The sequence below is a fragment of the Candidatus Arsenophonus nilaparvatae genome (genome assembly GCF_045346035.1).
GTDB lineage: Bacteria > Pseudomonadota > Gammaproteobacteria > Enterobacterales > Enterobacteriaceae > Arsenophonus > Arsenophonus nilaparvatae.
Window position 1 is genome coordinate 110,591 of sequence record NZ_CP158507.1, and the last position, 23,812, is coordinate 134,402.

The 23,812-nt window shown below is 34.1% G+C and carries 18 protein-coding genes and 1 pseudogene; 11 read left to right on the forward strand and 8 right to left on the reverse strand.

What is annotated here, in order from left to right:
* Positions 1-22: 22 nt before the first annotated feature.
* Both WH390_RS00520 and WH390_RS00525 read right to left on the reverse strand, forming a co-directional pair.
* Positions 23-2,371 carry a hypothetical protein gene (locus WH390_RS00520; protein ID WP_032116452.1) on the reverse strand — a complete coding sequence of 783 codons (2,349 nt, stop codon included), beginning with the start codon at positions 2,369-2,371 and terminating at the stop codon, positions 23-25.
* Positions 2,372-2,487: 116 nt separating this feature from the next.
* Entirely contained in the window at positions 2,488-2,811 is a 324-nt protein-coding gene (locus WH390_RS00525) for a hypothetical protein (protein ID WP_032116451.1), read from the reverse strand.
* Positions 2,812-2,882: 71 nt separating this feature from the next.
* Here WH390_RS00525 and WH390_RS00530 point away from each other — a divergent pair, with 71 nt between their 5' ends.
* From WH390_RS00530 to ubiA, 4 genes are all read left to right on the forward strand, one after another.
* Positions 2,883-3,920, forward strand: coding sequence for an IS5 family transposase (locus WH390_RS00530; protein ID WP_032114985.1), 1,038 nt, complete (start codon positions 2,883-2,885; stop codon positions 3,918-3,920).
* Between the two features lie 173 nt (positions 3,921-4,093).
* Positions 4,094-5,740 (forward strand): glucose-6-phosphate isomerase, encoded by a 1,647-nt coding sequence (gene pgi, locus WH390_RS00535; protein WP_032116450.1) that lies wholly within the window; start codon positions 4,094-4,096, stop codon positions 5,738-5,740.
* Between the two features lie 215 nt (positions 5,741-5,955).
* Entirely contained in the window at positions 5,956-6,486 is a 531-nt protein-coding gene (gene ubiC / locus WH390_RS00540) for a chorismate lyase (protein WP_187290967.1), read from the forward strand.
* 34 nt (positions 6,487-6,520) lie between these two features.
* Entirely contained in the window at positions 6,521-7,375 is an 855-nt protein-coding gene (ubiA, locus tag WH390_RS00545) for a 4-hydroxybenzoate octaprenyltransferase (RefSeq protein WP_148305604.1), read from the forward strand.
* Between the two features lie 93 nt (positions 7,376-7,468).
* Here the strand turns inward: ubiA and plsB are convergent, their stop codons facing one another.
* Positions 7,469-9,919 carry a glycerol-3-phosphate 1-O-acyltransferase PlsB gene (gene plsB / locus WH390_RS00550; protein ID WP_406850608.1) on the reverse strand — a complete coding sequence of 817 codons (2,451 nt, stop codon included), beginning with the start codon at positions 9,917-9,919 and terminating at the stop codon, positions 7,469-7,471.
* A gap of 123 nt (positions 9,920-10,042) precedes the next feature.
* On the opposite strand from plsB, the gene WH390_RS00555 reads away from it, so the two are divergent.
* Positions 10,043-10,417 (forward strand): diacylglycerol kinase, encoded by a 375-nt coding sequence (locus WH390_RS00555; RefSeq protein WP_032116447.1) that lies wholly within the window; start codon positions 10,043-10,045, stop codon positions 10,415-10,417.
* Positions 10,418-10,518: 101 nt separating this feature from the next.
* The gene (gene lexA / locus WH390_RS00560) at positions 10,519-11,133 is read left to right on the forward strand and encodes a transcriptional repressor LexA (protein ID WP_032116446.1); all 615 of its coding nucleotides are present in this window, start codon (positions 10,519-10,521) and stop codon (positions 11,131-11,133) included.
* A 204-nt stretch (positions 11,134-11,337) separates the two neighbouring features.
* Here the strand turns inward: lexA and zur are convergent, their stop codons facing one another.
* A complete protein-coding gene (gene zur, locus WH390_RS00565; protein ID WP_032116445.1) occupies positions 11,338-11,808 on the reverse strand; it encodes a zinc uptake transcriptional repressor Zur in 471 nt (156 codons plus the stop codon).
* A gap of 383 nt (positions 11,809-12,191) precedes the next feature.
* On the opposite strand from zur, the gene gntK reads away from it, so the two are divergent.
* Together gntK and gntU are read left to right on the forward strand one after the other, a co-directional pair.
* On the forward strand, positions 12,192-12,731 hold the full coding sequence (gene gntK / locus WH390_RS00570; RefSeq protein WP_032116444.1) for a gluconokinase: 540 nt from the start codon (positions 12,192-12,194) through the stop codon (positions 12,729-12,731).
* Positions 12,732-14,093 (forward strand): gluconate transporter, encoded by a 1,362-nt coding sequence (gene gntU, locus WH390_RS00575; RefSeq protein ID WP_032116443.1) that lies wholly within the window; start codon positions 12,732-12,734, stop codon positions 14,091-14,093.
* A 132-nt stretch (positions 14,094-14,225) separates the two neighbouring features.
* Here the strand turns inward: gntU and WH390_RS00580 are convergent, their stop codons facing one another.
* The 4 genes from WH390_RS00580 to WH390_RS00595 all read right to left on the reverse strand — a co-directional run bounded on the left by WH390_RS00580 (position 14,226) and on the right by WH390_RS00595 (position 19,276).
* A complete protein-coding gene (locus tag WH390_RS00580) occupies positions 14,226-15,023 on the reverse strand; it encodes a protein bax (protein WP_032116442.1) in 798 nt (265 codons plus the stop codon).
* Between the two features lie 241 nt (positions 15,024-15,264).
* Complete coding sequence (locus WH390_RS00585) at positions 15,265-16,401, reverse strand: DUF4056 domain-containing protein (protein WP_238565707.1); 1,137 nt, start codon at positions 16,399-16,401, stop codon at positions 15,265-15,267.
* A gap of 124 nt (positions 16,402-16,525) precedes the next feature.
* Positions 16,526-17,509 (reverse strand): hypothetical protein, encoded by a 984-nt coding sequence (locus WH390_RS00590; protein ID WP_032116441.1) that lies wholly within the window; start codon positions 17,507-17,509, stop codon positions 16,526-16,528.
* Between the two features lie 984 nt (positions 17,510-18,493).
* Complete coding sequence (locus tag WH390_RS00595) at positions 18,494-19,276, reverse strand: DUF1460 domain-containing protein (RefSeq protein ID WP_032116440.1); 783 nt, start codon at positions 19,274-19,276, stop codon at positions 18,494-18,496.
* A gap of 925 nt (positions 19,277-20,201) precedes the next feature.
* Here WH390_RS00595 and WH390_RS00600 point away from each other — a divergent pair.
* The 3 genes and pseudogenes from WH390_RS00600 (at position 20,202) to WH390_RS00610 (ending at position 23,604) form a co-directional block, all read left to right on the forward strand.
* Positions 20,202-20,498: a helix-turn-helix domain-containing protein gene (locus tag WH390_RS00600; RefSeq protein ID WP_032116439.1), complete on the forward strand. Its 297-nt coding sequence runs from the start codon at positions 20,202-20,204 to the stop codon at positions 20,496-20,498.
* 1,011 nt (positions 20,499-21,509) lie between these two features.
* Entirely contained in the window at positions 21,510-22,562 is a 1,053-nt protein-coding gene (locus WH390_RS00605) for a hypothetical protein (RefSeq protein WP_406850609.1), read from the forward strand.
* Positions 22,563-22,567: 5 nt separating this feature from the next.
* Positions 22,568-23,604, forward strand: a pseudogene (locus WH390_RS00610) (IS5 family transposase).
* The last annotated feature ends 208 nt before the right edge of the window (positions 23,605-23,812 follow it).

Genomic DNA, 23,812 nt, shown 5'->3' on the forward strand with positions numbered 1-23,812 from the left:
ATTACCGGATCAGTCTCATAGTTTAGTTGATTAAAGTTTTCATAGGCATAATAAAGATCAAATCCACTAGTGGCGATATTAATGCCAATAGATAATCTGGCAGCAAAAAATTAGCACTATATCTGGCTCCTGTTATGTGATACGCAGCTTTTACTAGTAACGGTTGTAAAATTTCATTGCCCCAATTTACGATGCCAGCACTCCAGGCTATAACCAGACTTTTTTCAATCTGCTGTCGTTCATTTACTGAAATATCAGTATTATTTAAATAGTTTAAGCTTGATTGGGTTGATGAAACCAATTGTATAAGACTTGTTAACTGAGTAATATTAGAAATCTTATTCAGAATATGTGCGTAACGTGGTAATTGTGCCATATTCAGTTGTAAATTTCTCCATAATTTTCTGTTTATTAAATGTGGTTCAACATAGTTATTAATATCTGTTAAACGCTCCATCGCTACAGAATATTCATTTAAATTGCCATTTTCCAATAAAAAACTTTTATGATCAGGTAAAAGTTTTATTCTTTCTTTAATTAATTTAATAATATTAATATTTTCTCTAGTACCCGAAAATAAAGTTAAATAATCATTAAGTTTTTCAGCATCAAATTTTATTTTTGTTTGCCAAGAAGCAATATTTCTAATAGCAAATGATGAAATAGGAATATCCTCTATATGAGCACCAGCTTGCTGTAAGGCTAATAATGAAATATTATGTTCTCCTATCTTAACATTTACATTAGCTTCGAATATATTTTTATTAATTGGTATTTTATCAATTAAATCTTTTCCTCTGGTTTTAATTATCAAATTATCTGAAATTTTTTGTAGCTTAAATTGATAATTTACAATAGGATCCTTTTCTAATCCCATCAATTGATAGCGTTTATAACTATTATTATTAATAATAATATCACTATCAAGATAATTTTTAATATATGAAAGAACTTTTATATCTAGATTTTCTTTTGCTATCCGATTTATTTTTATTTCTCCCATGCCTGGATCAAATATTTTACATTGATAATAACCATATCCTTTATCTTCAATAACAATAGTGAAAACAATATGATTAATACTTAATTGATATTTGATAATAGGATCATTAGCCAAGCTTTCAGATAAAATTAAATTTTGCTGTTCATAGAGTAACGATTCTCTATCAGCAAAATAGACAATCCAATCAACAACTTCATTAAAGTTATTTAAAAACTTTTGCTCATTAGTCGATAACTTTCTCCTGGAGGAAACTTCGATTAAATCACGGTGATATTGCCATATTCTATTTATATCATTAGTATTATTAGAAGTTAACGCATAAAAGAGGCCTATATACTTAGCTAAATTTACATTTTTTTCAAAATAAAAAGCATGTGACAATGGTTTTATGGTTAAGTTAGGATCTTGATTAACTTTTCTTGTTAATGAGATGATATTATTAAGATAATATTGATGCCATTGCTGACTTCTAAATAATGACTCTTGTAACGGCAATTCGCTAAGTCCACTTCTTTCATCAATCCCAGCAAGCTCTGTCAAAGACATATGTAACTTATTTAACTGTTGTGGTTCATTAATTAAGATCATTAAACTAGCCACATCAAGTGCTCCATCGGAGCGTGAATATAATTCTGTGAGTAAATTTTTTGAATAATCACTAAGATAATAAATAATTTCTGGTCGATAACTGATATTTTCTAATAATAGATCAATATTTCTTATTTTTATATTTAATGCTTCATTATTATCAATTGAAAATATTCTTTGCCATTGTTCAAGCGCATTTGGTAATTGATTTATATTACGTAAAAAATAATTATTCACTTTACGACTAATAATTGGATCATAGATAATGGTTTTTATTCTATTAGTAATTAAATTACCATCATGACCAAGTAGGTATTGATTTAAATAATAAGGATAACTTGCAAAGTCTAAATCAGGATCAATATTACCTTTAGTAATATCCATAAATAAAGCATAAGAAATATTAAAATCATTATAGAATAGTTGTTCTGTGGCTTGATCATAACTAAATTTACTGAATTTATTATTTTTAATCAAATCAAAATATTCAGCCACTCCATCTAATGATGGTAATGGAAAAGGATCTAGGTTTGCCTGGTAACTAGTTATATTGGTTGTTATATTTTTCTGCGCTAACTTTATTGCCAACTGACAGGCAATTGCTGAAGTATCATACACGTTTGACAATCGGCCTAATGCTTTTTTATTAAAGAAACTAATTTCACCAGGTATAGCCAATAAATGTTGTTTATGAATATCATCCATTACATCGACTAAATTTTCTGTCGTCATTCCTTCAAATAAAAAAACATTATCTTGCAGTAGAACATCTCCTAACAATATCCATTTATCAATTTTAGTAGTATGTAAATTATCTAATTTACCATATTCTAAAATAATCGTACTTGAATTTTTATCTACTTGAAAAATAAATGTATTTTTTGGGTTTTCACTAGCTAATAACTCAGCTTGTTGACGATGTTTTTTCTCATCAGTAAACGAAAAATAATTTTTTTTATATTATTTTTATCTACTAGATATGAGTTATTTTGTATTGCTTCATTATTGACTGTTTTCCATAACGGAGTGTCAAAAATTTTTTCTTCATATAATTTCTCTAGAAAACCATTTACATTAAAATTACCATAAATAGCTCTTGTTCCATAAATATAATCAACGAATAAATGATATGCTCGACTATCTAAAGCAACTAATTTTAATAATTTAATATCTAATTTACCATTTGGAAGATAAAAATATTGCTTTACATAATCGGGCACCTCGAAAAACCTAACCAGAGTTTGATTTCGCAGATAAAATTATCGAAAACTGACCTATTGCCCTGACCACCATGCAGAAAAGAAACGCCATTAAGTATGACCTCCTTGCAGACCAGTATCACCTACAGACGATTGACCAGTTGGTCGACCCTCTGGTCAAGATCGAAACCTGTATAGACTTTGCGCATCTGGCAGCGGAAATCGACCATGTGGTACCACGCCCTGTCAGCAAAAAAGGAGGACGTCCACCATTTCCAACCGAGACCATGGTTCGCATTTTAGTTCTAAAGCGTATCTACAACCTGTCTGACGAGCAGATGGAGTACCAGCTTTTGGACAGAATGAGCTTCAAGCGTTTCTGTGGGTTGCTCCATGCCATCAATATACCTGACCGTACCACTGTGTGGACGTTCGAGAACAGGATCGGTGAAGCTGGTGCTAAAGCCATTTTCGATGGTGTAACCTCACAGCTTTTGAAGAAAGGCTTTATAGCTCGGGGAGGCCAAATCATCGATGCCACCTTGGTACCTGCTCCGAAGCAGTCGTTCACGAAGGACGAAAAGGAGCAACTCAAGCAGGAAGCGATACCTGCTCATTGGAAACCAACCAAGCGGCGGCAAAAAGATTTAGACGCCACGTGGACTAAAAAACACGGTAAGAGCCATTATGGCTATAAGCTTTCTGTGAACATGGACAAGAAGTACAAGTTCATCAGAAAAATCGTCACCGATACGGCCAGCACTCACGACAGTCAGCATTTCGAGAGGGTCATCGACAAGGCCAACACCAACCGTAATATCTACGCCGACCGAGGCTATCCCTCTGCGGAACGGGAAGCTTGGCTCAAGGCAAACGGCTATAGGAGCCAGATTCAGCGTAAAGGCCATCGAAATAAACCGTTGTCCAAGACTCAGCAAGGGCGCAACCACCGGATTGCAAAGATTAGGGCACGGGTTGAACATGCATTCGCGGCGATGGAACAAATGGGTAGAAAACTGATCCGTACCATTGGGCAAGTGCGCGCTAATTTTGCCATGACGATGATGGCAGCATGTTACAACCTAAAGCGGTTGGCGTACTTCCAGCGTACCGGCATCTTAGCTTTTTAACGCCCAGAATGGACAAAATGACACTGTCCATGGCAATGGACGGTAGGATTAGTAGCGGGGGGATCAAAAAACATCTAATTATTTAGAGACAAGCCGGAGAGCCATTGAAGATTTCGAGTTTTTCGAGGTGCCCAGTTGTAAATCATAGTTGAAGAAAGATAGAGAGTATTTCAATGGAAAACATTAATCCAAGTTTAACAGCAGCATGGCACGAATTAGAACAACATTATCAATCAGTAAAAGATATCCATCTGCGTGATCTTTTTGCTAATGATGCTGATCGTTTTGCTAATTTTTCACTCACTTTTAATGAACAGATCTTGGTTGATTTTTCTAAAAATCGAATAACTGAAAATACCTTGCTTAAATTACTAGATTTAGCAAAAGAGACAAAGCTAAGCGCCGCAATTAACAGCATGTTTTCTGGAGAGAAAATTAATAGAACAGAAGATAGAGCTGTTTTGCATATTGCTTTACGTAATCGTAGCAATAGTCCGATAAAGCTTGATGGTGTTGATATTATGCCACAAGTTAATGCTGTGCTAGACAAAATGCGTTGTTTCAGTGAACGAGTCATTAATGGTGATTGGAAAGGTTATACCGGCCAGGCAATAACAGATGTTGTTAATATTGGTATTGGAGGCTCTGATCTTGGGCCATATATGGTAACCGAAGCACTCAGGCCTTACAAAAACCATTTAAATATGCATTTTGTTTCCAATATAGATGGCAGCCATATTGCTGAAACATTGCAAAAAATTAAACCTGAAACAACATTATTTTTGATTGCCTCTAAAACTTTTACCACCCAGGAGACAATGACTAATGCTCACACAGCCAGAAAATGGTTTTTAGCTGCTGCCGCGGATGAAACACAGATTGCCAAACATTTTGTCGCTTTATCAACCAATGAGCAACAAGTGGCCAAATTTGGCATCGATACACAAAATATGTTCGAATTCTGGGATTGGGTTGGCGGTCGTTATTCATTGTGGTCAGCTATTGGCCTGTCGATTGTTTTATCCATCGGATTTAATAATTTTGAACAATTACTAAGTGGTGCTCATGCAATGGATCAACATTTTGCACAGACACCTTTTGAGCATAATATTCCGGTGATATTGGCGTTAATCGGGATTTGGTATAATAATTTTTTTGCTACTGAGACTGAAGCCATTTTACCTTATGATCAATATTTACATCGATTTGCGGCTTATTTTCAACAAGGTAACATGGAATCAAATGGCAAGTATGTTGATCGTAATGGCGAAAAAGTGAATTATCAAACTGGGCCCATTATTTGGGGTGAACCAGGTACTAATGGTCAGCATGCATTTTATCAATTAATCCATCAGGGTACCAAACTTATCCCTTGTGATTTCATTGCACCAGCGATAAGTCATAATCCATTAAGTGATCACCATAATAAATTAATGTCTAATTTTTTTGCCCAAACAGAAGCGTTAGCATTTGGTAAAAATCGGCTTGAAGTGGACGAAGAATTTAAAGCGGCAGGTCAAGATCCGGCTAAAATGGCTAATGTGGCACTTTATAAAGTTTTCCAAGGTAATCGCCCAACTAACTCTATCCTTGTTGATCAAATTACGCCATATACGCTAGGCGCTTTGATTGCGATGTATGAACACAAGATTTTTGTGCAAGGTGCTATATTGAATATTTTTAGTTTTGACCAATGGGGGGTCGAACTTGGTAAGCAATTAGCTGGTCGCATTCTGCCCGAGCTGGCAACTGAAGATCAAATTAACAGCCATGACACCTCTACCAATGGCTTAATTAATTGTTTTAAAAGCTGGCGATAATAATTTTATCACCAAAGCTTGTAACAGCAGGTTTTGGTGACAATGAATAACCTGCCAGATAGATCACTTCTTGCTAATATAAAGATTGCAAAATTAATAAAAATTTTGCAATCAGAGATAACTTTTTATATAAATTAGCAGATCCTATCATTCCATTCATTATTAGCATGCTATCTTGTATTTTAAATCTCAAGATAGAGTGAGAGAAGTATTCTATGGGCGTAACTGTAAAGATAAGCCATATCAATCAGTCACTTTTCTGCAATCAACCGATTCATTGGTTTTCGACGCAAGAAGTTACCGTACCGAATCCAATATATAATTGGTTAACCGAATTAGGTTCAATGACTGAGCGTCTTGCGCGTTATTGCCAGCAAGTCACCGTAAAACTGTATCAAGAAGGTTTTATTCTGTTAGATAGTCAGGACGAAGAAGCTAAACTTTTGCCTAATAGTCAACGTTATTGGTTACGTGAAGTGGTGCTTTTGGGCGATGGTTGTCCATGGTTATATGGGCGGACGGTTATTCCAGAAGAGACATTAACTGGCCCTGAAAGTGAGCTAATAAATTTAGGCAGTGTGCCATTGGGAAAATACCTATTTAGTGGAAATAATTTGACTCGTGATTATATTAATCTAGGTATACAGAATAATTGTTGGGTAAGGCGTTCATTGTTAAGATTATCGGCTAAACCTTTATTATTAACAGAACTTTTTTTGCCAGATTCACCTATCTATACAAAATAATAGGGAGATAAATAGATTGGCAGGGCAAACAACGTTGAAATTGAATAAATGGCGCGCCTATTTTCGTTTAATGCGAATTGATAAACCGATAGGTATTTTATTATTACTATGGCCTACTTATTGGGCATTATGGTTAGCAAGCCGGGGGTTACCAGATCTTTTTATTTTATTAATTTTTACTGCGGGTGTTTTTTTGATGCGTGCAGCTGGTTGTGTTATCAATGATTTTGCGGATCGAAAATTTGATGGTTATGTTGCAAGAACCAAGGAACGTCCCCTGCCAAATGGTGATGTAACAGAAAAAGAAGCTAAGACACTATTTTTTTCATTGATCGTCATCGCTTTTATATTAGTGTTGACCTTAAATAAAATGGCAATTTGGTTATCGGTGATTGGGTTGTTATTAGCTTGGATTTATCCATTTATCAAACGATTTAGCCATTTTCCGCAGATTGTATTGGGTGCTGCGTTTGGTTGGTCAATTCCAATGGCATATGCAGCAGTTAGTGAGTCCTTACCTTTAGAATGTTGGTTATTATTTCTGGTTAATATTATTTGGTCTATTGTTTATGATACCCAGTATGCGATGGTTGATCGCAATGATGATATAAAAATTGGTGTAAAATCAACCGCAATTATTTTTGCCGGTTTTGATAAATTAATTATTGGCATTTTACAATTAGCTATGGTGCTGGTGTTATTTTATATAGGGCAACTGCTAGATTTGGGTGGGTTTTATTTTGTTAGTTTAATATTGGTATTAGGCTTATTTACCTATCAACAAAAACTAATAGCCAATCGACAACCAATATTATGTTTTAAAGCATTTATGAATAACAATTATGTGGGGTTGGTTTTATTTATTGGCATCTTATTAAATTATTTTTAATTATAAAGGATAATCTCGAATGATTATCCTTTATAATGTTGGTCGATTTTAGTCTAAATCCGTTTTGCGTTACTATACTAATATAAAGATGATTTATTTAGGTAATGGCTTTTCAGTAACGTGTTTGACACTATCAATAGTTAAGCACACTTCTGGAGATATTAATTTAGCGATAATACGATAAAGCCGTTGTGCATTGGCGATGATAATCGTATCTTCTTCTCTATTAATATAACATTCCTGCTTTAATGTATTTACCAGTGTGGAGAAAACCGCCTTATCAAAGAATTCAGGCGCGTTGATACCATGTAGTACAGATAGACGTTGAGCAAGAATACGGCTCTCTTTTTCTAATATTCCTCGGCTAATTTCAGGTATCGTACTCAGTAGTGAAAGTGTAATTGCATAGCGTTGTAGAGTTTCTTTGATACCAGCAGCTAAAAGCTGAAGAGGGCGAATACGAGCTGGATTGATAGTTACAACACCCTCTACTGTTAATAATATTAGTTGTTGACGCGCCAATTCATTCAGCAGAATATCGATAGATTCAGGTAATTCTTCTATGCTATATCGCATGAACAGCTCTGCTTTTAAGAATGGATAAATGAGTGCAATTTGATCACCAATTTCCTGGTGTTGAACACTTTCATTATGTAATACGATATTGGCTACCAAAGAAGGCAAAACCAACAAATGCATAATATTATTTCGATAATAAGTCATCAATACAGCATTTTCTCGAGGTAATACTACAATATCGCCCATGCTGTCATGCTCGACTTCAAACTTATCCAATTGTAAGGCGTCTTCTAATAGTTGCTCAGCAGTTTTGCTGGGTGTCGTGCTATCATCGCTATAAGGCACATTTCTTAATAGTTGGAGGTAACATTCGATTTGTTCAATTAATTGTTCACGGGTTAATGCACGTTGGCGCGAAGCTAACAAAGCAGTTGAACATAAATTGACTGCATTAGCCGCAGCAGCGTTGTTAATTCTAACCATGATTTTATGAGCTAACCGAGTCACGGTTGAATTTAACCAAGTTGGACGCTGGGGCTCAATAGCATCGATAGATTGACGCCACTCGGGAACATGTTTGTTTAAATATTGAGTTAGTGCAATCGGTTGACCAAAGTTAACATAACCTTGGCCTAGTTTACGCAATTTGCGTAGACCTCTTAACATTGCGAAAAACCCTTCTTTCTCTTTTGCTGCCCCTTTTAGTTCCTTAGCGTAGGTCGCAACTTCTAATACATGTTCATAACCTATGTAGATTGGAACAATGGTAATTGGACGTGAATCACCTCGTAGCATTGCTTGCAGGGTCATTGACAGCGTACCAGTCTTTGGTTCCAGTAGTCGGCCTGTTCGAGAGCGGCCACCTTCAACAAAATATTCAATTGAGTAACCACGCGCAAATAATTCGCTGAGATATTCACGAAATATGGTCGAGTAAAGTTTATTGCCTTTGAAAGAGCGACGAATGAAAAAAGCACCTAAGCGACGAAAAATTGGCCCAGCCGGCCAAAAATTAAGGTTGATACCTGCAGCGATATGAGGCGGAACTAAACCTTGATGATAAAGCACATAAGATAATAATAGATAATCCATGTGACTACGATGAGAAGGAATATAGACAATTTCATGGCCATCTTGTGCTAATTGGCGCACACGTTCGGAGTGTTGCACATTAATTCCTTGATAGAGTCGATTCCATGTCCAACTAAGTACGCGGTCAGTAATGCGGATCGCTTCATAGGAAAAATTAGCGGCAATTTCTTCCATCATGGCAATCGCATTATGTTTTGCCTTCTCAAGGGAGATTTTTTTTGCTTTAGCTTCATCTTCAACTGCTTTTTCTATCGCTTTTGCAGTTAACAGTTTATTGAATAGATCGTGGCGTACAGGGAGTTTGGGGCCAACCGCAGCTAATCGTTGCCGTGAATAGTGAATTCGAGCTACTCGGGCAAGTTTATTGGCGATAATTTTATCAGTACCATATTCGCCAGCCATTTGGCGTAAAGAGACAGTGGGAGAAAAACGAACAAAACTGTCACGTCCTAGCCAGATAACGGCAAAGAATTTTTGGATACCATTCAGTAAACGTAACGGAGGTGCTGGCGAGTGGCCTTCTCGACCAGGCGCTCGACCGAACATTACTGATACGGGTAGCATCTGAATGTTTAGCTCGGGATTATGGCAATGAAGATCAAGATAAGCAGTAAATGTTTTTACTGAATCTTTACGTGGATCTGGCGAATAATAACGAAATACGCGCGGGCCATCATCGATAAAGACATAGGCAGGTAATTTAATTTCGTCTATTTCAATCGGATCGAGTGGATCTGGTAAGCCAATAGAACAACATTGTTGCCGTAAGGTCAATAAATCTGTTTTAGAATGATAAGGTAATACATATAGAAAAGGATGTGTCGTATCAAGATGCAATTCTTTAATTGGATCTGCTGGTATGAGCTTACTTTTTACCAACAATTTCATTGGTAAATCTAATAGATTATAGTAAATTTTACGCCAAAATGACATAGATGAGCGATAGCCTCTTGTTTGAATCCTACCAAAGCATATCAGAAATAGTAATTAATATCTGTTTAAAAGATAATAATTATATTAAATCCCACATTTATCTAAACCTAGAGAGTAAATTTTATGGCAAATCAAACAACCGGCTTAACCCGAATTATTAAAGCAACTGGTTATTCGCTGAAAGGGTTAAGAGCAGCCTGGAAGAGTGAAGCCGCTTTTAGACAAGAAGCAATTATGGTGATTATTGCCATTATTGTGGCTTTTTTACTTGATGTGCAATGGATTGAACGGTTATTACTTATTAGCTCAATGGTATTGATAGCTATTGTTGAATTATTAAATAGTGCGATTGAAGCAGTGGTTGATCGAATTGGTACAGAATTGCATGAGCTTTCTGCTAAAGCGAAAGATATCGGCTCGGCGGCGGTTTTTATTTCAATTTGTTTAGCAATTTTTATTTGGTCAGTTGTAATTGGTAATCATTATTTCGTGAGCTAGTTATAAAAAATAGGGTTTTACACATTTATTGGTTTTAAATCTTAATATACCTGTATATACTTACAGTGACAATGTGTGGATGCGAATAAATAGGGGGCGAAATGAAAGAATTAACGTTGAGGCAGCAGCAGGTCTATGATCTAGTGCGTGAACACATTTCGCAAACGGGTATGCCGCCGACACGCGCTGAAATTGCATCAAGTTTAGGTTTTCGTTCACCAAATGCAGCAGAGGAACACTTAAAGGCGTTGGCGCGTAAAGGGGTGATAGAAATTGTTTCTGGCGCGTCTCGCGGTATCCGGCTACTGCAAGAAGAACATGAGGATGAAGGATTACCACTTATTGGTCGGGTGGCGGCAGGAGAACCCTTACTTGCTCAAGAACATATCGAGAGTCATTATCGGATTGATGCTACTATTTTTAGACCTAGTGCTGATTTTTTATTGCGTGTTAATGGCATGTCCATGAAAAATATTGGAATTATTGATGGGGATTTACTTGCTGTACATAAAACCCAGCAGGTACATAATGGACAAATCGTTGTAGCGCGGATTGATGATGAAGTGACGGTTAAACGCTTCAAGCAAGTGGGTAGTAAAGTTGAATTAATTGCTGAAAATCCTGAATTTGAGCCAATTATTGTGGATTTGCGGACACAAACCTTAACTATTGAAGGACTAGCTGTTGGTATTATTCGTAGTAGTAACTCATTTTAGTCAAACTTTTAGCTCTTTTATCTCTAATTAATTTTTTAAGTAAATTCAGCTTAATTTATTGAATATAATATTATTTCCTAGTTTGTTTGATTTTTTGATTGATGGGTATTAAGCAAACTATTTTTAAATTTTTATTGCTTTTTTAATAAAGGCCGGTTATATAAGCCGCCGGCTTTTATATCACTATTTAAGCCTAATAATACCTTAGCTTTGACACTGTTTTTTCTCAATTTTGTTGCAGGGTAAACATAACCCATGGCTTTCAACAACGGTATGGGACAACTGGAAACCAGTCTGTTTGGCTAATTTTAAAATAGCAGTTTCTACCGCTTGGCCATTACTTTCGGCAACACTACCGCAATTATCACAAATTAGCATAACTGAGGTATGTTTAGGATCCTCAAAATGATGACAAATAACATAGCTATTTGTTGATTCTATCTTGTGTATAAAACCTTGTTCTAAGAGAAACTCCAGGCCACGATAAATAGTCGGCGGTTTAGCTTGAGGTTCAGAAATTCTAAGTAAATCAAGCAAATCATAAGCACTAATAGCACAAGGTTGGGCTGCTATAAGGCGTAATACCTCTTCTCTTTGGGGTGTTAAACGTACATTACGCGCTTGACATATTTTTTTTGCCTGGGACAGTATTTTTTCCTGATCTTGCTTTGTCATGAATTATCCTAAGGTGAAGATCATTATAATAATGATATTATCATATTTATACTTTTTGATATCTACCATAGTTCTAAAATAAATAATATCTTTTACTATTTTGTAATAATGCTTTTTTATTTCCTGTTGCGATAAACTGATACTTAATTGGAAAATGGAATAAATATTGAGTAGAAATTAAGATTATTAATTTTGATTATCTAGTGAATTAATAGAAGTTATTTCTATTTAAATTAAGGGTTATAAAATGGATAACAAATTTTACTTGCGCTCACGCCTCCCTCTTTACTGAGATTCTTATCACAATTCTATTATATTATTTTTTATAACTGAAAATTATCAGTAACATTTTATATATTGCTTGATTTTTAAAGGAGTTAATAATGCGTGATAGTAAAAAAATACACCATGTTTTTATACTTATGGGGGTGTCAGGTAGTGGTAAATCAGCAGTTGCGAGTGGGATCGCTCAAAAAATAGGAGCTGCGTTTTTAGATGGTGATTTTTTGCATCCACGTGCCAATATTAGAAAGATGTCGGATGGCTATGCGTTGAATGATTCTGATCGACTGCCTTGGCTTAAGGCATTGAGTGATGCTATTTTTGCTATGCAGAGAACAAATAAGGTTTCTTTGATTGTTTGTTCCGCGTTGAAAAAAAAATATCGAGATATTTTAAGAGACGGAAACCAACATTTGTCATTTCTTTACCTTGAAGGAGACTTTAAATTAATAGAAGACCGATTAAAAAAGCGTAAAAATCATTTTTTCAAACCAAATATGTTGGTCTCGCAGTTTGATACTTTGGAAGTACCTAGTAATGATGAAAAAGATGTGTATGTCATCGATATTAAGCCACCATTAGCTGAAGTTATTGATAATACAGTAAAATTAATTGATGAAATTATTACTAAGGAAAAATAGATGAACACGCCTATACCTGAAACATTAAATATGCTTGTATTGACATTGACTGCCGCAGGGGCTGTCTTTTTATTGTTGTTTTTGGTTATGTATGCAAGATTACATGCGTTCATTGCGTTGATGGTGGTTTCTATTTTAGCGGGATTATTTTCTGGCATGCCGGTTAAAAAAATCATAGAAACAATGCAAGAAGGTATGGCAGGAACATTAGGATTCTTAGCAATTGTTGTGGCATTAGGCGCAATGTTTGGACGGATACTCCATGAAACAGGCGCATTAGAGCAAATTGCGATCAAATTAATCAATTGTTTTGGTGAAAAACGGACTAATTTAGCCATTGGTATTACAGGATTGATTTGCGCATTGCCGCTTTTTTTTGATGTCGCAATAGTATTGTTAATTGGTATTGTTTTCACCATTACTAACCGTTTAGGTGGCAATGTTGTTAAAACAGCTATTCCCCTGTTTGCCGGTGTAGCCGCTGCTGCTGCTTTTTTACTTCCGGGTCCAACGCCAATGTTAGTTGCATCTCAGATGAATGCTGATTTTGGTTGGATGATTTTGATTGGCGTATGTGCAGCTATTCCAGCAATGCTTATCGCCGGACCATTATTTGGTAATTTTATTAGCCAGCATGTTTTTATTGCGTTACCTGAAAATTATCAAGGTAATGAGAGCAAAAAAGATAAAATGCCAAGTTTTATGTTCAGCCTATTGATCGTACTGTTTCCTTTAGCGTTAGTAGGATTGAAAACATTAAGTAGTTATTTTTTGGTAAAGGGTTCTGATGCAGAGCATTGGTTAGAATTTATTGGCCACCCATTTATCGCATTGCTGTTAGCTTGTCTACTGGCTATTTATGGTTTAGGGCTTCGCTATGGTATGAATAGAGAAAAAGTGATGGAGATCTGTTCAGCAGCGATTCAGCCAGCAGGAATTATTTTACTTATTACAGGTGCAGGGGGCGTTTTTAAGCAAGTTTTAGTCAATTCAGGTGTTGGGCCAGTATTAGGTAATGCGTTAATGAATACAGGCTTACCAATTGCATTGGCTTGTTTTGTATTAGCTGCTGCTGTACGTATTATTCAAGGTTCAGCGACGGTAGCTTGTTTAACGACTATTGGACTTATATTGCCGGTGATCAATGAGTTAGGTTATTCTGGCGCGCAATTAGCCGCTTTGGCAGTTTGTATATCTGGCGGCTCAATAGTACTAAGCCATGTAAATGACTCTGGATTTTGGTTGTTTAGTAAATTTACTGGTGCTACCGAGGGGCAGACATTAAAAACTTGGACTTTGATGGAAACTATTTTAGGGACTGTTGGGGCGATTATAGGTATGCTATTTTTTATTTTTCTTTGAAGTTAGTGAATCAAATGAATTTTAAATGATGCTATTGTGTTAGGAATTAGGATGTTAATATTTTAAAAATAATAAAATCCACACATTTATTATGTATGGATTTTATTTTTAGCAATTATTACAGCAAGTTGATTAAATATGCTTTGGCATATTCTGCTGAACTTGGGTGATTAACTCTTCGTTACTTGAGAACATATTTTGTAAATAACGATTATATTTATCTCCAAGTTGTGAGTAGTTTTTCAGATTATCAATTAATACACTGGTACTTAATGAATTCTGAGTACTACGCTGCTGTGCACGTGAATTGCGTAATAATTGATAGGCATTATTGGTATTCAAATTTCTTAAGTATGCATTGACAGATGCATCGACAGATGAATAAACCGCATAGCCTTTGATGGTACCTGGACTGTAGGTACATTTACGACCGCATTTCATACCAAACAAATTATTATTTTTCTGGGCTAAGCCAGAAGCTCCCCAACCTGATTCTGTTGCTGCTTGGGTAACAACTAAATGGGTAGGAATAATATCAACACGACTTAGCAACTTGTTCCAGTTTAAACTAGCAGGTGAACTGCATGGTATATTATAACTGGTGCAAATTTGGTTTAATCGTTGTTTATCAGCAGCGTTCCAATTTTTATTGTAACGTTTGGATAATAACCACTGGCGATCTTGCATGATCTTGTAGTTGTACTTTTCAATTATTGGGACAATCGCTTTTAAAAACGCTTTCTTGCGAGTAGCTCCTGATGGGTATTTTCGCATATCAGGCAGACGAGTTAGTTCTTTTGTCTGCACAGGTTTGTGATAATACTCTTTTAGAGACAAACTCGTACTGGTTGATGAATAACTAAAACTAGTTGAAAACAATAACACTAAGAAAGCGAAGACGGCGTTAGTCCCCATCGTTCGAGAGGGCATGGCGCTTCTCCTCGTTTCAAGTTGAACAAAAATTGCACAAATCCTAGCAGATAAATTTAACAAGTGCTACTTATTATTGGCTATTTATTAATTAAATTTTAGTTTAAATTTGTTAATTTTAATTAAAAAAACATTTATCATTATTTTACAATAAGTTATATTTTGATCGATATTGATATAGTTAAACTTATTTAATTAATTACATATGGGGCTACTATATTTTTAGCAAAAATTAATGATTTTATTGCTGATTTAATTCCAAATTATCGCGAATTTCAGTAAATTTTGCTATTTGTGGAAAGTCTTCACGTGTCCAATAACCATTTTTAGCTGGTAAGGCAGTAGAATATTTTGTTGGCCACAGCTGTAGTTGCGCAAATTGGGATAGCTTATAGTGTTTATAATTCTGAGGAAGGGACAATTTGTGTCCGTGTTGGATATTTTTTGGCGGCATGACTGGCATACGTGTACTACTGGTTTCATAGTCTCGTTTTAGGACCAGAAATTTTTCAGGGACCTGCATTTTGCTATTCCACCATAGATTATCTATTTGATCGAACATTTGTTTGGTTTCGTTTTTAGCGTAAGCGCCTAATTCTTTTAATGCTAATGGTAATGTTTTAGCCATGGCTACACTAAATTGAGTCACTGAACTGGCCTGACCTTGTAAAATTAATGTAAGGGCAAGACGGGCACCTAACAGGTTGGAATAGAGATCTTCAGGAGAAAAAGCGGAAATACCTTCAGAAATACCAGGTACAGATTCATAGCCATAACTTTGAGCGATTTCGTGCCAGGCAGCTAATTCAAAAGCTAATTCAGCGGCCAGATAAGCACTTAATGTATAACGTTCAATATAGGGTATTGATGGGTTAACCGCAAAAAGTTGTATTTTTCGGGCAGCTAATTCATCATCTAGTTGAATTTGATAATTTTCTCCCAGATGAGCAAAAATTTCAGTAAAAAGATATAGGGTATAATCTGCAGTATCTTTTACATGAGCAATGTCAATAAACCCGCCTTTTTCAGTATAAATAAGGCCTAATTTTTCTTTACTCAACCCGCTAAGTACTGTCAATATTGCCCAAAAACTATCATTATAATGATGTTCACCTAGTTTGTTGGCTTCAACAATATTATCAATTTGATAAAAAGGGATTGGTATTTGCCAAAGCTTAACTTTGAGATTATAACCAAAAGCACAACACGGTCTTAAGCCTTGCGGTGGTGCTATTGATTGCATAACAGGCCAAACCCTTTGCGCCTCTTCGTGAGTTTCTGTTGTGAGTACCGGTTCAATGGTTATTGAAGTTGCTGTATTTTCTTTGCAACTAATTAAGAAAAGGCAAAGACTGAAGATCTTAATAAAAAATTTCAAATTCAACCTCCAGCCTTTCACATACTGTAATCCGTACCGTTTAGCTGAACTAACTTTTTTTAAAATTGATGGTATAGGCCAGAAGTACATAAATTAATCAACTTAATGGATAATGCTATTTTATTTAAAAACGTAATTCGCCCGAGATATAGAAACTATTGCGATTATTAAATCCCACTTCAGATAAGATATTAAAATTACGAGTAATTTCTATTCTAGCGCCTATCGTGCTGTTCCATTTGTGTGCTAAATGTTGTTTAACATCAAATTTCATATTAGGATCATCAAGCAATTTGATTAATTCGGCGAATTCTTCAGGTAAATTCAGGTTATTAATATTACCTTTAAAGCGTTGAGTGATATCCTGATACATTGCACCTACCCACACTTGTACTTTGGTATTACCTTGACCTGATAATAAGGGCTGAAAAGTAAACTCGTAACCAATGCGCGGAGTGATAACTAATGCACTGATATCACCATCTAAAATATCAAGGTTAGTGCGCGTATAATTTGCATCTAAGGTAGCAAAGAATTGCTTATAGCCACCGGCAAGAACAGCTCCACCACCGTAGGTTTTTCCTTCAAAATCTAATACGAAAGGCATATTTCGTGCGAAATCTAGTTCAGCGTCCCCGAAATAAACGCTAGCTAATTTGGTTTTCGAGGAACCCTTGGTTTTGCCATAAACGCCATAAATATTTAAAAAGGGGAATACCCAAGTATCTAATTTTAACATATGCGATTCATTTTTCTCGCGGGTATGGCCGGCATCTATTGTTACTAAGTTAGATAGTTGTGGGATTTTCGGTGAGATAAAATTAATTTTATCTACTACTACGTCCTGTCGTAAATTCATATAGCCGTAGCCAATACCAAATGGTTCAGGTAGAGCATAACCACGAGCACGAGCTTCATTACCCCAAATTGGCAAAATACGGGACTCGCTCTGTACCGCTGGCCGAGATAGATCGTCATCGCGTTGCTGTTGGTAAGACGACTCATTTACCGTAATTGATAATAATGGCCGCTCTTGTGCAAAACCCGAATATGGAAGAGCAAAAGTTGTTATCAGTAACAATAATTTATATAGGTGAATAGATTTCATTGATTAAAAACACCATTTAATATGTAAAATACTTAAAAAAACAGAGTAAGCAAACGGAAATAGCTGACTTTGATTAAGTGAGTGATGTAGCTATGTTGTTATTTATTAAATATTTTTGTTAGTTACATTGCATATCCTGTAAATTTCTAGAAATATAAATTATTGTCGAGTATTTATTAATTAGTGTTAGTTTTTGTAGTTAAAAGCATTCAGATTGTATTTTCAATATGGAAAGTCAAAATATTTTATTTTTTCATGAAAATCCTATTAATTTTTTTTTACGAAAAATATAATTCTGATTGAGTGGTTATACTTATCTCAAAACTAACTTGAATTTACGATTATCGATTCTTTTAATTTTAATTAGCTGAAATATATAAAACTTGTTTAAATGTGCGATACGAATGTAAAAAAAATGAACGTTAATTTACTTAATTAAGTTGATTGTAGTATAGATTGTGTATTTTTGTGGTTTACGTTAAAGTTATTCGAATAAATGTTGTTTAAAATTTTTTGTTAGATTAATCACCACCAGTAGATTGAATTCATTAAGTAATAATAGCTACGACTGGTGTCTCAATTCTTTGCCTCGACTGCTTAATTAGTTATCTTCTTGATAGTTACTTGGGTTGCTTTTTTCGTTGCGATTATTTCATTTAATACAGAATACCTTTAACTTATCTAATATTAGATGTTTTATCCTGTTTTGTTATAGTAAAAATTTTATTCAGTTGCTGCTTTTTACTATATAAGTAATTGTTTTTATTGAATAGGAAGCTTTTTTTCTTATTTTTGATTTTCTTGTTTATATTATTGTTAATTGATTTTGCTAATTTTAAATTTGCAATTATTGAGAGTTGATGCTGGAGTTGCTAACAGGAATAAATGGATTTATTTTGATGTATAGTTTTTTACTACGGTCTTAAAAAGCTAGATGCTCTTTAACCTAATAAATTCAAAGAGCATCTATCAAAATTTAAACTGCTAAATGGAACGTAAAACAATAATACCTGGTCGTGAGCGAATATAATCGAGCAGAGGTGTATCAACAACTTTCATGTTTTTTGAAAGTGATGATGCATTCCGATAATAAATTTGGTCTCCTTTTTTAATAACCATGCCGACATGAGAAACATCCAATCCATCCAGTTTTGAATAAATTCCTATGTAATCTCCAGTTTTTAATTTTTGTAATGTGTGTGAGTTTACTTTGTCTGATGGAATATAATTTATTTTACGCTCGATGATGTTTAAATCAGGAATAAATTTGCCACCATCGGATTTAAGGTTAAGATGTTTGGTTACGGTAATATAGCTATCACTTATTTTATTCGTAATATCATTGGCATTTTTGGGAGAATTAGCAAACCAATCAGAGAAGAAATGCTTTCTTTTTAAGTAACTAACATTGCTATCTATATAGCGGGTTTTTACCAAGTTTTCTAAAAATGTTTGTTTATTGGTTGAATGGCTAATGGCGTGTATATAATCAAGTAAAGTGAAACAATCAACGCCGTTGAAATTGATAACCAGAGCTTCAGCTATAGTTGGTGAGCCAATAAGTGTATTAGCTTTATAAGGTGTATCTAGGAAAGATGCTGATATTTCATTTAATAAAATACTTCTTTCAGCATGTTGATTGGGAATAACTTTGGTAGTGATTATTTTATCCAATTCTTGTTCGGTTTTTTTATCAATTTCGATGTTATAGGCTACAGCGTGACTGGATAAAAATAAAGTTAAGAACAAAATTATGGATTTGTACATAAAAACTTCCTTATTGCCATTGTATGGATCATAGATAATATCAGATTTTTATAAAATTGATAAAAACATTGTTTTATTTGATTAATAATTTTTAGTTTTATTATATAATTTTATGATATAAAAAATAATAAAATTATATCCATATGAAATTAATGAAGAATATGATTTTATTTGAAGTGAAGACAACCTTAGATAGTTTTATATTGTTAATTATTTTATATATACTATATTTATTTTCAGTATTGTTAGTTGATTAAAATAAATTGGAATAATAAATAATGTTAATTTTTTAAAATATTTATTAATTTAGATAAATAAGGATGAGTTTTAATTTGGCTATATTTTGATATTATTATATTGATTTTTTTATAGTTAGCAGTTTATTTTATAAATTTGATAATGATTTTATATTAATTTAATTAATAGTATGATTTTATTATGCGATGAGATTATTATGCAATTAATGGCATATTGATAGTTATTAATGTAATTTAGGTATAGTTTTATAAATCTATTGTATTGCTGTTTAATAGATAGTTCATTAATAAACTCATAATTAGTGAGCATAAATAACAATGTGATTGGTTAGACATTGTTAATGTATATTTATTAGTTAGTTATAAAATGACAATAATCTTAGCTATATAATAAGTGGAAAATTTTATTTTTATACGATAAATATATATTAAATATCATGTTTTTTTATTGATGATTGTTTATTGAAAATCATTGAATAAAATTTCATATTAGAGCATTGAAAATAAAATAACTATTAATACTCTTAAAGTTAATGGTTTATTAGTCAAGAGGTGGTAAATTGTAGTTAATTTTTCTATATTAAGAAAAATAAATAATAACATTATTTATTATTTAGACTAAGCATTGCTTACTGGTAATAATTTTTATATCTATACAAGGATAATATATGAGTATCAATATCAATGTAAATATAGGAAAAATGATTAAATTTAAACGAAAAGAAAAGGGATTATCTGGAGAATTATTAGCTGAAAAAATAGGAGTCAGCCAACAACAGCTCTCACGTTATGAACGTGGTGTCAATGACATTAAAGTAAATACATTATATTCAATTACTCAAGTGTTAAATATACCAATAGATTCATTTTTTGCAGAACTAATAGAAGAACAATCGAAAATTAAGCAGAAAAATAGCCCGGCCGACGAATTTTCATTGTTAGCAGAAAGTGTTATTTTAGAATAATTAGATATAGATTATATTTAGTTTTGTATTTTTATTTAAAATACTTAAATTTTTTAAATTATTATATTTTTATCAATTAATTTTTAGACTAGCCAATAATTCTATTATTTAATGATATAAATGTAATTATAATACTATATCGAATGACTTTGTGTTAATGCAAATATTCATGCAAGAAATCATATTAAGCAATATCTAATTGTAACATGGCAGTTGATTATTATTTTAATAATTTTGTATTGTGTGAAATTTTGTTCAATTTTTATGATAATTTAATATCAAGCATGATAAATTAAAGTTTTGTATGCTAAAAATAAGATAATACATTTTTTGGTATGTTTTTATTTATTTCAGAATCTGAGAAATAAAATAATCTTAATATATAAATATTGGGTTATTAGTATTTTATACATCTGGAATATATTTATTCACTAAATAACAATACTTAACTAATGTAGATAAGGCATGATACTATTATCAACGATTGATCATGATAACATAATACTATGATTTAAAAGTAAATTTGTATAATTCATTGTTGCAAATAATATTTTTAGGTAATTGTCAGATAGTACTTTTGTTACTAGCATAAATAAGATATCTTAGGCCGTAGTTAGAATAAGAATAGTTTTAATAAGTAATAATTCCTCTTATTTAATAGATTTGTCATTGTTTTAATGGTGTTAAGATAATTGATTTTTGTATAAACATATCGCATAGAAAATTTATTATTGAAAGATGCGGAATTACTATAATTATTTTAATAATGCTTTTAATTGTCATGAAACTAAATTAACTTAGTTGTTCTAACAATTGAATGGTTTTTTATTATATTTAATATTTTATTTGTAGGTATATAATACTTAGTATTTTTAATTTAATTACACTTAAGTTAATAGATTCATTTTTAATATAATAGTTGATTTAAAATGTGTAATTTAATTTATGTATTTTGATAATTTTTTTATGGATATTAATAATTTTAAATTAATTTTAAAAAGGAAAATACATATGAAGATCATGTTGTTAATTAATTTTATTATTTGTAATTTTTATTGTGTAAATTTAGCCCTTGCTAAATGTAACGCTGTAGCTGGACTACTTACAATAAATGGACGAGATATTGTGGTAGACAATGAAACCCCTGTTTTTACTTTATTAGATACCTTTTCATTAGGTTCTTTTCAAACTTATCGTTGTGATGATAATAATACAGCAAATATGCGAACAGGTGGAAAGGCTTATGGTGATTTTGCTACTTATATAGATGGAATTAGAGTATATAAGACTAATATCGAAGGTATTGGTTATTCATTTGGTGTGCAATCGATGTGTGGTGATATGTCATTTCCTTCTAGCGGCTGGAGAGATAATTTAGATAATATCGCGACTTGTTGGAATGAAGATATTTGGAACCAGATAACACATAATTTTGATGTTAGGATCTATAAGATAGGCCCTACAGGAAGTGGTATTGTTGAAAAGAAAAAAATTGGCGCTACTATTTTGGCGTTTAATAACCAAAATATGATGGCACATGAAAATTCAGTTTTATTAAGTAATTTCAGAGTTGTGACCTTGAATAATAATGATAATAAACCGAATAACAATGGTTCAATTGATAATAATAGTGGCCAGGGCAATGATAATGGCTCATTAGATAATAGTGGTGGTCAAAGTGGTAATAGTGGGCAGCAAAATACTGGTGGTGGCCAAGGAAATAATAATGGCTCATTAGATAATAGTGGAGGTCAAAGTGGTAATAATGGGCAGCAAAATACTAATGGTGGCCAAAGCAATAATAATGGCTCATTAGATAATAGTGGAGGTCAAAGTGGTAACACTGGGCAGGAAGGTAATAACAATATCAATAATAGTACTAATATTAATGAGAGCACTAATGCTAATGAGAGTATTAATGCTAATGAGAGCATTAATGCTAATGAAAGCTCTAATGCCAATGAGAGTGCTAATGCCAATGAAAGTACTAATGGGCACCTCGAAAAACCTAACCAGAGTTTGATTTCGCAGATAAAATTATCGAAAACTGACCTATTGCCCTGACCACCATGCAGAAAAGAAACGCCATTAAGTATGACCTCCTTGCAGACCAGTATCACCTACAGACGATTGACCAGTTGGTCGACCCTCTGGTCAAGATCGAAACCTGTATAGACTTTGCGCATCTGGCAGCGGAAATCGACCATGTGGTACCACGCCCTGTCAGCAAAAAAGGAGGACGTCCACCATTTCCAACCGAGACCATGGTTCGCATTTTAGTTCTAAAGCGTATCTACAACCTGTCTGACGAGCAGATGGAGTACCAGCTTTTGGACAGAATGAGCTTCAAGCGTTTCTGTGGGTTGCTCCATGCCATCAATATACCTGACCGTACCACTGTGTGGACGTTCGAGAACAGGATCGGTGAAGCTGGTGCTAAAGCCATTTTCGATGGTGTAACCTCACAGCTTTTGAAGAAAGGCTTTATAGCTCGGGGAGGCCAAATCATCGATGCCACCTTGGTACCTGCTCCGAAGCAGTCGTTCACGAAGGACGAAAAGGAGCAACTCAAGCAGGAAGCGATACCTGCTCATTGGAAACCAACCAAGCGGCGGCAAAAAGATTTAGACGCCACGTGGACTAAAAACACGGTAAGAGCCATTATGGCTATAAGCTTTCTGTGAACATGGACAAGAAGTACAAGTTCATCAGAAAAATCGTCACCGATACGGCCAGCACTCACGACAGTCAGCATTTCGAGAGGGTCATCGACAAGGCCAACACCAACCGTAATATCTACGCCGACCGAGGCTATCCCTCTGCGGAACGGGAAGCTTGGCTCAAGGCAAACGGCTATAGGAGCCAGATTCAGCGTAAAGGCCATCGAAATAAACCGTTGTCCAAGACTCAGCAAGGGCGCAACCACCGGATTGCAAAGATTAGGGCACGGGTTGAACATGCATTCGCGGCGATGGAACAAATGGGTAGAAAACTGATCCGTACCATTGGGCAAGTGCGCGCTAATTTTGCCATGACGATGATGGCAGCATGTTACAACCTAAAGCGGTTGGCGTACTTCCAGCGTACCGGCATCTTAGCTTTTTAACGCCCAGAATGGACAAAATGACACTGTCCATGGCAATGGACGGTAGGATTAGTAGCGGGGGGATCAAAAAACATCTAATTATTTAGAGACAAGCCGGAGAGCCATTGAAGATTTCGAGTTTTTCGAGGTGCCCTAATATGAATAGTAGCATTAATACTAATAACAGCACTAATACTAACAGTAGCGCTAATAATAATAGTAGCACTAA

What these genes read in the sequence shown, in the direction of transcription:
- WH390_RS00530 (WP_032114985.1), top strand. Translation starts at nt 2,883, where the DNA reads ATGCAGAAAAGAAACGCCATTAAGTATGACCTCCTTGCAGACCAGTAT.
- pgi (WP_032116450.1), top strand. Translation starts at nt 4,094, where the DNA reads ATGGAAAACATTAATCCAAGTTTAACAGCAGCATGGCACGAATTAGAA.
- ubiC (WP_187290967.1), top strand. Translation starts at nt 5,956, where the DNA reads ATGGGCGTAACTGTAAAGATAAGCCATATCAATCAGTCACTTTTCTGC.
- plsB (WP_406850608.1), bottom strand. Translation starts at nt 9,919, where the DNA reads ATGTCATTTTGGCGTAAAATTTACTATAATCTATTAGATTTACCAATG.
- WH390_RS00555 (WP_032116447.1), top strand. Translation starts at nt 10,043, where the DNA reads ATGGCAAATCAAACAACCGGCTTAACCCGAATTATTAAAGCAACTGGT.
- lexA (WP_032116446.1), top strand. Translation starts at nt 10,519, where the DNA reads ATGAAAGAATTAACGTTGAGGCAGCAGCAGGTCTATGATCTAGTGCGT.
- zur (WP_032116445.1), bottom strand. Translation starts at nt 11,808, where the DNA reads ATGACAAAGCAAGATCAGGAAAAAATACTGTCCCAGGCAAAAAAAATA.
- gntK (WP_032116444.1), top strand. Translation starts at nt 12,192, where the DNA reads ATGCGTGATAGTAAAAAAATACACCATGTTTTTATACTTATGGGGGTG.
- gntU (WP_032116443.1), top strand. Translation starts at nt 12,732, where the DNA reads ATGAACACGCCTATACCTGAAACATTAAATATGCTTGTATTGACATTG.
- WH390_RS00580 (WP_032116442.1), bottom strand. Translation starts at nt 15,023, where the DNA reads ATGCCCTCTCGAACGATGGGGACTAACGCCGTCTTCGCTTTCTTAGTG.
- WH390_RS00590 (WP_032116441.1), bottom strand. Translation starts at nt 17,509, where the DNA reads ATGAAATCTATTCACCTATATAAATTATTGTTACTGATAACAACTTTT.
- WH390_RS00595 (WP_032116440.1), bottom strand. Translation starts at nt 19,276, where the DNA reads ATGTACAAATCCATAATTTTGTTCTTAACTTTATTTTTATCCAGTCAC.
- WH390_RS00600 (WP_032116439.1), top strand. Translation starts at nt 20,202, where the DNA reads ATGAGTATCAATATCAATGTAAATATAGGAAAAATGATTAAATTTAAA.
- WH390_RS00605 (WP_406850609.1), top strand. Translation starts at nt 21,510, where the DNA reads ATGAAGATCATGTTGTTAATTAATTTTATTATTTGTAATTTTTATTGT.